Origin of the sequence: Halalkalibacter kiskunsagensis, from assembly GCF_037027555.1 — a bacterium.
GTDB lineage: Bacteria > Bacillota > Bacilli > Bacillales > Bacillaceae_D > Halalkalibacter > Halalkalibacter kiskunsagensis.
Genome location: NZ_JAXBLX010000004.1, coordinates 102572 through 115176, shown reverse-complemented (window position 1 = coordinate 115176; position 12605 = coordinate 102572). Strand labels below are relative to the sequence as shown.

The window sequence follows — 12605 nt, the reverse complement described above, 5'->3', positions numbered from 1 at the left end:
TTACTATGACAATTAATTCATTAGCAAAATATAGACCCAAATTACACTTTGCACCTAAGGAAAACTGGATGAATGATCCAAATGGAATGGTCTATTTCGAAGGTGAGTATCACTTATTCTATCAATACCACCCAAATGGTACAACGTGGGGGCCCATGCATTGGGGCCACGCAGTCAGTAAAGATATGATTTCATGGGAAGAACTCGATATTGCCCTATATCCAGATGAACATGGAACGATTTTCTCTGGCAGTGCGGTTGTCGATTGGAACAATACGTCTGGTTTTTTCCCAGACGAGCCAGGACTAGTCGCTATTTTCACGCATCACTTAGAAGGAACGGAAGGAAAACCTTCAGTTCAAACACAAAGCTTAGCTTTCAGTCATGACAAAGGAAGAACGTGGACGAAGTATGAAGGCAACCCTGTCCTTGGTCATGAAACAAAAGTCGACTTCAGAGATCCGAAAGTGTTCTGGCATAAGGAAACTGAAAAATGGTTGATGTCATTAGCAACAGGTCAAACGATCACGTTTTATTCTTCACCAAACTTAATCGATTGGACATTTGAAAGTGAATTTGGTGAGGGATTTGGTTCTCACGATGGCGTGTGGGAATGCCCGGATTTATTTAAATTAAAGGTAGAAGACAGCGATGAAGAAAAATGGGTGTTAATTGTAAGTATTGGAGATAATCCTAAGTTTGATCAAGGGTCATTTACACAATATTTTACTGGCTCCTTTGATGGCTCCACCTTTACTGCAGATCATGATTCGATCAAATTGCTCGACTTTGGAAAAGACAATTATGCAGGTGTGAGCTTTTCGGATATTCCAGATGAAGATGGAAGACGCATCTACCTCGGATGGATGAGTAACTGGAGATACGCCAATCAAATCCCAACAGAAGGCTGGCGCAGTCAAATGACGCTGCCGCGTGAGCTTTCTGTTCGGAAAGTTGGAGAAAACTATAAAGTTATTCAAAAGCTAGTAGAAGAACTCGATTCCTATTTCTCTAAAAATGTTGATATTAACGAGTGTGTCGTAGAAGGAACAAAAACATTAGAGCTTGATGAATCGTCTGTCGATCTGACTTTACATCTTGAACGTGTGAATGCAGACCAATTTGGGATCACTGTACATCATACGGAGAATCAATATACGACACTTACGTTTGATCAAGCAAAGAACGCATTAGTACTAGATCGTAAACATTCTGGACAAATTGATTTTTCGGATATGTTCTTACTCGACCAAGAGGTGAAACTGGACAGTACAAACGATGTTAAACTACGTTTGGTTGTGGACTCCGCGTCTATAGAACTACTTGTCAATGATGGGGAATATTCGTTAACCAGTTTAGTTTATCCAGATAAAGCATGTGAAGCGATCTCGATCCATACGTCAAACGGATCGATCAAAGCAAGAGGCTACGTATCATCTCTTGGGAAATAGGTAGGATTTTGTATATGGCGTAAAAGGAGATTGGGAGGAAACAGGTAAATGAGGTGAGACATCCTCTACACGTTTCCTCCTTTTTCTATCAAGTTACTCACAATTTAGAACAAGAGGGAGAAGGAAATGAATACAAACTCATCAATTATTTGTATCGGAGAGTTGTTAATTGATTTTTTCTGTACAGATGTCGGAATCGACTTAGTTGGCGGTCAACATTTTGAGAAACAGGCAGGAGGCGCCCCAGCTAATGTATGTGCAACGATTGTAAAACTGGGTGGTACGGCGAAGTTTAGTGGGAAAGTTGGAAAGGATCCGTTTGGCCATTTTTTGAAAAAGACACTAGATGACGTAAAAGTGGATACATCAATGCTCGTGTTCGATGAGACACATCCGACAACCTTAGCATTTGTATCGTTGAAGGAAAAAGGAGAAAGAGATTTTGTTTTTAACCGAGGGGCTGATGCTTTTTTAGCTGAAGATGAGCTCGATCAAGACAAACTAAAAGAAGCGAGCATTTTGCATTTTGGCTCAGCGACAGCTCTATTAGAAGACCCATTTCGTTCGACTTATTTGAACGCGATCCAATCGGCTAAAAAAGAAGGACAGTTTATCTCCTTTGATCCGAATTATCGCTCAGACCTTTGGCAAGGAAGAGAAGGTATGTTTGTCGATTTAGTCAAGCAAGGAATCGCCCTAGCTGATTTTGTCAAAGTGAGTGATGAAGAACTAAGCATCATTTCTGGTGCTGATGAATTAACAAAAGGTGTTCAAGTTCTCCATCAACTAGGAGCAGGCTTAGTTGCTGTGACATTAGGGAAAAGCGGAACACTAATCTCAAATGAAGAGAAGCAAGAAACCATTCCTAGTATAAAAGTCCATTCAATCGACTCAACAGGAGCAGGCGATGCCTTTGTCGGTGCTATGCTCTATCAACTAGCAAAAGAAGAAGAACCAAAGAAAATAATAGAGGACTTTGAACAAATCAAAGAGATCACGACTTTCAGTAATAAGGTAGGAGCTATAGTTTGCACGAGAGTAGGAGCTATATCAGCAATCCCAACAAATGAAGAGGTTTTTCAAAAAGGGTGACTTTTCCTTTTTGAAAAACCTCGAATCAAGGAGTGGAGCCGCTGCAAGGTTTTAAACCTTTAATGAGCGGTTTCCTCATAAAAGGCGCGTAGAATGAATTTGTTGAATAGTGCATTGAACTACGGATTACTGCATAAAAAAGAGGAGGTTATCGTTTATATGAAGAAAAGATACATACTAATTTTTGTGACGACACTGATTATTATTGTAGGGTATGTTAGTGAAACGAGGTTAGATGTTGCCTCGTTAGCTGCTGCTACTGATGAATATTACACCGAAAAATACCGGCCGCAATACCACTTTTCAACCACGCAAGGGCGACTGGCTGATCCAAATGGACTCATTTATTTCGAAGGAGAATATCACTTGTTCCACCAAAAAATGGGGACTTGGGCGCATGCTGTCAGTAAGGATATGCTTCATTGGGAGCACCTCCCCATTGCGTTAGAACATGATGAACTTGGCCAGGCGTTATCAGGAACTTCAGTCATCGATTGGAACGATACGACTGGTTTTTTTGATGGAGAAGCAGGTATGGTAGCCATTTATACGAGTACAGAGGGAGGCGAGTCTCAAGGGATCGCTTACAGCAAAAACAATGGACGAACTTGGGAGCGGTATGAAGGAAATCCAGTCATTGAAAATCCGGGAATAAAAGATTTTCGTGATCCGAAAGTGTTTTGGCATGATGAAACGGAAAAATGGGTGATGGCTGTCACAACTGATAAAAGTGTTACATTTTATAACTCTCCGAACTTAATTGATTGGCAATACCAAAGTGAATTTGGTGTAGATGAACAAGGCAATGAGCACGGCACTCATGTTGCTGTATGGGAAACTCCAGATTTATTTCGTTTACCGGTCGATGGGAATGAAGAAAATCAAAAATGGGTGCTTACAGTAAGTATTGGAGACAATCATGTCACGGACGGGTCGACAAATCAATATTTTATTGGAGAATTTGATGGATATAAATTTACGAATGATAACCAACCTGAAGAGGTACTAATTACAGATTTTGGTCAAGATTTTTATGCAGCTCAGTCATTTAACGAACTTGCAGAGGGAGACGATCGTCGTATTTGGTTGGCGTGGATGGCTAATTGGCGTTATCCTTATCAGTCACCGACCTATCCTTGGATGGGCTCGATGTCGATTCCTCGCGAAGTAACCTTAAGAACGATTGAGGACGGTAGTATGCGCTTATTCCAAGAGCCGATTAGGGAATTAAAGGATATTCGTGCAACCGAACATTCGATAGACTCCTTTACTTTAGAGGGGGAAAAGAAAATAGAAGACTTTTCTGGAGTATCCTACGAGTTTGAAGCAGTAATCGAGTGGGAAGACGTTCAAGAATTTGGAATTCGCCTCCGACAATCCGATGAGGAAGAAACGGTCGTTGGTGTTGACCTGAATTCAGAAACTGTTTTCCTAGATCGAACGAAAGCTGGTCTTGATACGTTAATTGATAGAAATGGGGAAAAGTTTCAATTTGGAAAGCGGTTTGAAGCAGACTTTCCAACAGAGAGAGAACAGATTAAAATTCGCGGTTTGGTGGATGAATCCTCAGTTGAACTCTTTATCGATGACGGGGAAATGGTTTTTACAAATTTGATTTATACCAAACCGACAAATAGAGGCATTGAGTTGTATGCAGAAGGTGGTAGTGTTGAGGTTGTTTCACTCGATTTCTTTCATTTACATTCCACTTGGCGTGAGGCTCCGGCTGAAGGGGAAATAGAACGAATTGTGGTTAGTGAAGAGTATTTGAATGTAAACATTGGAGAGTCAAAGGAGCTTATTGCAAACGTGAAGCCAGATTGGTTAAGTGAAATCGAACCATTTGAGTGGGAAATAAGGGAGCCAGGAATGGTCGAAATAAACAAAATCGATGATACAACTGTATTGATAACCGGTGTTGAGCCTGGAATAACCAACCTAACCATACGTGATCCGAATGGGAATAGATCAAAGGAAATGATTATTCGGACTTCAGATGGTAGCCAATCAGCTTATACAGATGGCTGGGGACCTTCTCCTATATCTGGGGAGCATTCGGGTCATTGGAAAATTATTAATGAGTCAAGTGTGACGAGTCTGCTTGGACATAGCCATGAATGGGCCAAAATGTATAGAGAAGAACTTATGACTGGTGACTTTAGTGTTTCTGCTGATATAGAATGGGTCAATCAAGGAGCAGAGGGCTTTCCAAAATACGGACTTACGATTACGGACGAAGAAAGAACAATGGTGTCTGCTTTTTTTAACAAAGATATCAATATGTTAGAAACGTATGCAGAAGTTCGTGGGGAAGCGATTGGCTGGGAAGGAGTCAAATTACCACAAGACATAAATCTTCAAGAAGCTCAAGCATTAAAAGTGAAGAAATCCGGGGATACGTTTACTTTCTATTTTAATGATAAAGAAATGTATGAAAGAAAGATAGAGATGGCGGGGGATATGAGTGTAGGGATAATAACTGAAAATACAGAGGCCCATTTTACCAACTACTTCATACAGAGTACTTCAGCAAGTTATCGTCTTCGGGATTTAATTGAAATGGTTAAAACAGCTGGTATTACTCCACATGGAATCAAGCAGGCGTCTTTGACACATTTAGATAACGCTCAAGCACATTTTGAGAGCGCACAACAACTTTATGAAGAAGGAAATGTAAGTCAGGCAACAACGCAAGAAGAAAAAGGCTATGAAAGCGTCCAAAAATTTGTGGGATATCTACAGAAAAGAACCGAAAGACAAATCGAAGAGAAGAAAGACGAGTTGGTCAGAGTGGCGAATTATATTATGGAACATGAGACAGAGTCATGGAACAAAAGACAGCTAAAAGAATGATCAAGACAATAATTTAGCTAATGGTATAAATTACGCGTTTTCTCAGATTTTGAGAGGCGCATTTTTTTTAAGGGTAAAAAAGAGAATGGACGGCGAATTTGAGTGGTTTTCTATCTCTGGATAGTATAGTATTGTATTAAAAACCCTCTTTGGACAAATACATACTGAATCTAAATAAAATTTAAACTAAACGAACGTCGAAAGGAAGGGAGCTAGATGAAAAAAAAGGGGCTATATGTTGGTTTGACAATGATTTTTGGTATGGCCGTTGCGGTGTTTTTCTTTAGCTCTTTCTCTAGTGACTATGAAGATCAAGACGATAGAAGAAATAGTACAGATCAAATAGAACTGACATTTTGGCGAAACTATGGAAACCCTGCGGAAAATCAAGCATATGAAAAATTAATTTCTAATTTTGAAGAAGCTCATCCTAATATATTGATTGATATGCAACCGATCCAATATAGTGACTATGAATTACGGTTACGCACGGAATTGGCTGCTGGCACCCCCCCAGATGTTTTGGCGATTGATAGTCCAAACCTGGCTCTGTATGCCAATGCTGGATCATTATTATCAATAGATAAATACATGAGAGAGGAAGGGGATCTTGAGGATATCCCTGAAGCAACATTGAATGGAATGATTTTTCAGAATGAAATTTATCTTGCTCCTTTAGTAGAATCGAGTATTGCTTTATTTTACAATAAGCATCTCTTTAAAGAGGCAGGTGTCCCTTTTCCTTCAGAAGATCCGGACAACCCGATGACGTGGGAGGAAGTACTTGAAATTGCGCGCAAAGTAAATAATCCAGAGAAAGAAGTATATGGGATTGATCCCGCACACGGATTTGGCGACGGAGAATCTCCTGCTTATTATAAGATGCCTCTTCTTTGGCAGTTTGGTGCGAGCGTTTTAAGTGCTGATGGAACGACTGCAAGTGGCTATTTAGATTCACAAGAAGCCATTGAGGCACTGCAATTTTATCAAGATTTATATTATAAAGAGGGGGTTGCGTCCATTGAATTACCTCCAGATCCATTTGAAACAGGACATCTGGCCATGACGGTGATTGGCTCATGGCACTTAACTGAATTGGAAGATAATCATCAATTGAAGCTAGAAGAAGATTTTGGTGTGGCTCCTTTGCCAAAAGCAAACCATCAAGTTGTGCCAAACGGAGGGTGGTCGCTCGGAATATCATCAAAGACTAAATACCCAGACGAAGCGTGGAAGTTTATCCGTTATATGACAAGTTATGAAGGAATGAAGAAATATGTAGAAGTAACAGGTGATATTCCAGCCCGATTTTCTGTAGCAAATGATTTTCCAGAACTGAATGAATACCCTAGAAATATATTTATTCAACAAGCACAAACCTACTCAAAGAATCGTCCGGTTACTCCAGCGTATCCTGTTGTAAGTGATGCCATTAAAACATTATTTGAAGAAGTTGGCATAGGCGGGAAAGATGTAGAGGCGTCGGCTAAGGAAGCGGTTGAGAAAATAAATACAAGATTAGCAGAAATAAGGCAGCAATAATTGTACAGAATTCCTCTAGTTGCGTTTACGTGACTAGAGGATATTTTTTTATTAGGCTTACGTGGTGCTGTGGGTTTGGAGAAAATATTTTCTCTTAATTGTAATCGTTTTAACTCCCAAATATTTTAAATGTTCGCATCTAAAGATATGAAAAAGCGTAAAGCTCGACCTAAAAAAGAGTAAAAGCATAGTTCGTTATGCAATAAAGTTTGTGATGATCGCTAACCCCCAGTAAAGTGTGGCCAATAATAAATTTCGATCTAATGATTCATATTATTATCGGTATATTGTATACCTTTTGAATGGAATAAGAAATGATTAAAGAGAATAGAAAACTATATGAAAATTAGAATAGACACGGTCATAATTTCTCATATAGTTTTTCTTCGATATTCTGAAGGAGTCATAGATGTTTGTTTTTTAAACGTTCGATAGAAATGAGGCATACTATTAAATCCACATTGTTTAGAGATGGTGGATATTTTTTCGTTTTCATTCTTTAATTTTTCTTTAGCTAGATTTATACGTTTCTCTATTATGTAGTCGGATACATTCATCCCTAATAGAATTTTAAAGGTACGACTGAAATGTGCTGGTGATATAGAGATACGTTTGGCAAGGAAATTCAGATCTAGGCGACCATTTAAATTTTTGTTAATGAAAGCTAGAATTTCTGTCATCCATTCAGGTTCTAGTAAAGGTGACTTGTTGTAAGTAGACTTTTGGAGTCGGTTACGATAAAGATCCAGTAAAATTAGATGCAGCCATAGGATTATGGCATTTTCTCTATTTTGATTTTCCGATTTGAATTCTGCAACTAGTTTATCGATAGATTCATTCAATTGATTTTGATGGTCTGGTCGTAAGGAGTATTTATAATTTTTTATAGTTCTTGCCTCATTAAAAATAGCATAGTAGGAAGAGGGGTCGCCAAAAGAAGCCTGCTGGATCAATACAGGACTGAAAAAAATTGCTGTTGAAGTAATAAGGTTGGTTTCATCAGGTATAGCCCGATGGATAGTATTGCTTGGAATAATGAAAATATCACCTTCTTTAACATCGTAGAAAGTCTGATCTATAAAAAATGTACCTTTCCCTCTATGAATAATCACAATTTCATACCATTCGTGAACATGATCTGGAAGCTCATGTTGAGGGCTTTTTGAATCTCGATAGGCTAAATAAAACGGAAATAACGATTGTTTAACATCAAATTGTTTTCGAACGGGTTTCATTAGTTCACCTTCCTCGCCAATATACTTCAGATGTATCATTAAAAGGTATAAAATAGTCAAGATTAGTAATTTTCATAACATTTACTTGATGATAACATAGAAGTAATATAATTACCTGTTTAAGGAGGGGCTATGAAATGAGGATTGATGCTCATCAACATTATTGGAAACTTGACAGAGGAGATTATGGGTGGATAACACCAGAAATAACATCGCTTTACAGAGATTTTTCACCTGTTGATCTAGCACCACTTTTAAAGAAACATCAAATTGATCAAACGATTCTTGTTCAAGCTGCCCCTACATTAGAGGAGACAGAGTTCATTTTGGAATTGAGTGAGAAAACTAATTCAATAGCAGGAGTTGTTGGATGGTTAGATTTGGAACATCCCAATTATCGAACCCATTTCGAAATGTTTAGCAATCATCCTAAGTTTGTTGGTTTCAGGTTAATGATTCAAGATATGGATGACGCTTCTATCATTTTGACACAACCATATGTTGATGCGCTTACTTATTTCTCTGACAAAGAAGTACCAGTAGACTTACTCGTTGTGCATCATCAACTTCCTGTTCTTATTGAATTATTAGAGAAAGTTCCCCATTTAAGAGGAGTTGTGGACCATATTGGTAAACCTGCCATTGGATCAAATGAAATGGAAACGTGGAAAGGCTTCATTAGTCAAATCTCTACATATGAAAATGTTTATTGCAAGCTTTCTGGAATGATAACGGAAGCAAGTCACGAGTGGAAGGAAGGGGATTTTGTCCCATATATACAGCATGTTTTACAAGAGTTTGGGACATTACGGGTAATGTTTGGGAGTGATTGGCCTGTTTGTCTTCTTAAAGGAAGTTATGAGGATGTGGTTGCGGTTTTGAATCATGCATTACCTGTTTCAATGACTGAAAGGGAGAAAGATGATTTATTTGGTGGCAATGCTGCTAGATTTTATAAGTTGTAATTGAAAGTGCTTAATCGAGAGAGGAGAGGTGAAATTGAAGAGTATTGTTTGCTTACAGCCTGATAAGTTTGTGTATGAAGAGAAAGACGTTCCAAAGGTACAGGAAGGTGATGCTCTGATTCAGATTAAAAGAATTGGGGTTTGTGGTACAGACCTACATGCTTATAAAGGAAACCAGCCTTATTTTTCATATCCGCGGGTTCTTGGTCATGAGTTATCCGGTCTTATTGAAAAAGTAGGTCCTAATCAGGAAGGATTAAAAGCTGGGGACCAAGTAGCGGTCATTCCATATATAGAATGTGGGAACTGCATTGCATGTAGAAGGGGAAAGCCAAACTGTTGTACAGATATGCAGGTAATGGGGGTTCATCGAGATGGAGGAATGCAGCAATACATCTCTGTTCCAACGAAAAATCTCATGAAAACAGGAGATGTTACGCTTGAAGAAGCAGCAATTATTGAACCGCTAGCAATTGGGGCTCATGCTGTTAGACGTTCTTGTGTAGCAAAGGGAGAATATGTTCTAGTTATTGGTGCTGGTCCGATAGGTCTTGGTGTCATGGCATTTGCTAGAGAACAAGGAGCCAGAGTAATTGCCATGGATGTTAATGAGGAAAGACTTCAATTTTGTAAGGAGTGGGCAAAGGTTGAAGCGACTGTACATGCACTTGATAACCCTCTTCAAAACCTCGAGCAAATAACCAATGGAGATTTACCAACGATTGTTTATGATGCAACAGGAAATGTTCATTCAATGACACAAGCGTTTCAATATGTTGCTCATGGAGGAAAATTGGTGTATGTAGGATTGGTAAAAGATGAGATTCGATTTTCCGATCCAGATTTTCATAAAAAAGAATTAACGTTAATGGGAAGTAGGAATGCAACACGTGAAGATTTCAAGTACGTGTTGAAGCTACTTTCATCAGGGAACATGAGCGCCACAAATTATATTACGCATAGAAGCAGTTTTGATGAGGTAATTGATGTTTTTGAGAGCTTTCTTTTACCGGAATCAAAGGTTATTAAAGCGATTATTGAGGTGTAAATTCCATTGTATTAGGGGTGCCAAAATAGGTTCAAGCCTATTTTGGCACCCTATTTTGTATGTATAACTTACTATTGTCATATTTTGAACTCAAACTACCTTGGCATCGACAAAGCAGACATAGTACACTAGAACGGGTATAATAAATGTAATATGTTATAGAAATAGGAGCTAGGAAATCATGTATCGTAATTTAGAGGAATGTATCATCGATTTAGAAAAAAATGGTCAGTTGATTCGTGTACATGAAGAAGTTGACCCACATCTAGAGATGGCTGCTATCCATTTGAAAGTATTTGAGGCTGGTGGACCTGCTTTATTGTTCGAAAATGTAAAAGGCTCAAAATTTCAGGCAGTATCTAATTTATTTGGTACGATCGAGCGAAGCAAATTTATTTTTCGGAAAACATTAGAAGCAACACAAAGCGTCATCGCTTTACGTAACGATCCAATGAGTTCGTTAAAAAAACCGTTTAAACACATCGGTTCGGGCTTAGCTGCTACGAAGGCATTGCCTCTAAAAAAATCGGGCAGCAATCCAATTGGGTTTAAAGAGATACAAATTTCTGACCTACCACTCATTCATCACTGGCCAGACGATGGAGGGGCATTTGTGACTTTGCCTCAAGTGTATAGTGAAGATCCGGAAAAGCCGGGAATTATGAACGCCAATTTGGGAATGTACCGGGTTCAACTGAGTGGAAATGAATATGAATTAAATAAAGAGATTGGTTTGCACTACCAAATTCATCGTGGGATTGGTGTTCATCAAGAGAAAGCTAATAGACTAGGTGTTCCGTTAAAAGTGAGTATTTTTATTGGTGGGCCGCCTGCTCATACATTAGCAGCTGTAATGCCACTTCCAGAAGGATTAAGTGAAATGACATTTGCCGGACTATTATCTGGACGTCGTTTTCGTTATAGCTATGTCGATGGCTATTGCATTAGCCATGATGCAGATTTCGTGATTACTGGTGAGATTCATCCAGGTGAAACAAAGCCGGAGGGACCATTTGGTGACCATTTGGGTTACTACAGTCTAACTCATCCGTTTCCGTTAATGAGAGTGCATAAAGTATATGCAAAGTCTAATGCAGTTTGGCCGTTTACCGTTGTTGGACGTCCTCCTCAAGAAGATACGGCATTTGGCGATCTCATTCATGAGTTAACAGGTGATGCGATTAAACATGATATTCCTGGTGTCAAAGAAGTTCACGCAGTCGATGCAGCAGGTGTGCATCCATTGCTATTTGCCATAGGGAGTGAACGGTACACGCCTTATCAAACAGTGAAGCAACCAGCGGAACTGCTCACACAAGCCAATCGAATTCTCGGGACAGGACAACTGAGCCTTGCTAAATATTTGTTTATGACAGCAGAAGAGACACAGCCCTTAGCTACTAGAAGAGAAGTGGAATTTCTAACTTATCTATTAGAACGAATTGATTTACAACGAGATATTCATTTTCAAACGAATACAACGATTGATACGCTGGATTATTCGGGTACTGGATTAAATACGGGAAGTAAGGTTGTCTTCGCAGCTTGTGGTAATAAGAAAAGAGAGCTGTGTACAGAAGTTCCTGACAACATAAATAATTTACAGATGTTTAAATACCCACGATTAGTAATGCCGGGTGTTGTTGCGTTAGAAGCTCCTGCCTTTTCAACTAATGAACATGCACAAAAGGAAATGAAGGAATTAAGTATGGCGATTGAGCAGCAAGGCTTGATGCCTACTTGTCCAATGATCATAGTATGTGATGATAGTCATTTTATGAGCGAATCAGTCAATAACTTCCTATGGGCAACCTTTACGCGAAGCAATCCTTCTCATGATATCCACGGGGTGAATAGCACGTATGAATATAAGCACTGGGGTTGTGACAACGTCATTATTGATGCCCGTACAAAACCACATCATGCTCCGCCTTTAATTCCTGACTCTGTTGTAGAGAAACAGGTTGAGCGTTTCTTTATTAAGGGAGCGAGTTTGGGTGAGTAGAGTAGGCTGATAGAAAAGAAAATGATTTTTTCCTCTTAACACGTTAGACTAAAAGGGAGAAATTCAAAGAGTTTTGCGATGTAACTGTTGCTAAAGAAATAATTCACCCACTAACTTGGCTCCAGTGGCAATCAGTCCGAATATAAGTAGTTTTTTTAAAAGGTAAAATACTATATAGTTTATTAACAGATATCCTTTACTTTGGGTTTGACAGGGAATCACCTGTACTTCCAAGGGAAAGGATATTTTTATTAGGAAAACTTGAAACGTTCTGGTAATACTAATGCTAATTTATTTAATCAAAATTATTTCTTTTTTCCTACTTTTTAGGGGACCTTGCAACATGCATGTGTATGGACAAGCCAGGGGTGAAATTCAATGTTGTCCCAATATCCGTTCTTGGCCAAAGAGCTA

General features: G+C 38.9%; 8 protein-coding genes. 7 read left to right on the top strand and 1 reads right to left on the bottom strand.

The features are described from left to right. Positions 1-5: 5 nt before the first annotated feature. From SLH51_RS03725 to SLH51_RS03710, 4 genes are all read left to right on the top strand, one after another. The gene (locus SLH51_RS03725; protein ID WP_335959216.1) at positions 6-1451 is read left to right on the top strand and encodes a glycoside hydrolase family 32 protein; all 1446 of its coding nucleotides are present in this window, start codon (positions 6-8) and stop codon (positions 1449-1451) included. A gap of 126 nt (positions 1452-1577) precedes the next feature. Further along, positions 1578-2543, top strand: coding sequence for a carbohydrate kinase family protein (locus SLH51_RS03720; RefSeq protein ID WP_335959214.1), 966 nt, complete (start codon positions 1578-1580; stop codon positions 2541-2543). A 159-nt stretch (positions 2544-2702) separates the two neighbouring features. Then, on the top strand, positions 2703-5396 hold the full coding sequence (locus SLH51_RS03715) for a GH32 C-terminal domain-containing protein (protein ID WP_335959213.1): 2694 nt from the start codon (positions 2703-2705) through the stop codon (positions 5394-5396). A gap of 216 nt (positions 5397-5612) precedes the next feature. Then, positions 5613-6938 (top strand): ABC transporter substrate-binding protein, encoded by a 1326-nt coding sequence (locus SLH51_RS03710; protein ID WP_335959211.1) that lies wholly within the window; start codon positions 5613-5615, stop codon positions 6936-6938. Between the two features lie 371 nt (positions 6939-7309). Here the strand turns inward: SLH51_RS03710 and SLH51_RS03705 are convergent, their stop codons facing one another. Further along, positions 7310-8173 (bottom strand): AraC family transcriptional regulator, encoded by an 864-nt coding sequence (locus SLH51_RS03705; RefSeq protein ID WP_335959209.1) that lies wholly within the window; start codon positions 8171-8173, stop codon positions 7310-7312. A 137-nt stretch (positions 8174-8310) separates the two neighbouring features. Between SLH51_RS03705 and SLH51_RS03700 the strand changes: the two genes are divergently transcribed. From SLH51_RS03700 to SLH51_RS03690, 3 genes are all read left to right on the top strand, one after another. Further along, positions 8311-9138, top strand: a complete 828-nt coding sequence (locus SLH51_RS03700) for an amidohydrolase family protein (RefSeq protein ID WP_335959207.1) — start codon at positions 8311-8313, stop codon at positions 9136-9138. Positions 9139-9172: 34 nt separating this feature from the next. Then, a complete protein-coding gene (locus tag SLH51_RS03695; protein ID WP_335959206.1) occupies positions 9173-10186 on the top strand; it encodes a zinc-binding alcohol dehydrogenase family protein in 1014 nt (337 codons plus the stop codon). Between the two features lie 181 nt (positions 10187-10367). Then, positions 10368-12191, top strand: a complete 1824-nt coding sequence (locus SLH51_RS03690) for a UbiD family decarboxylase (protein ID WP_335959204.1) — start codon at positions 10368-10370, stop codon at positions 12189-12191. Positions 12192-12605 lie beyond the last annotated feature (414 nt).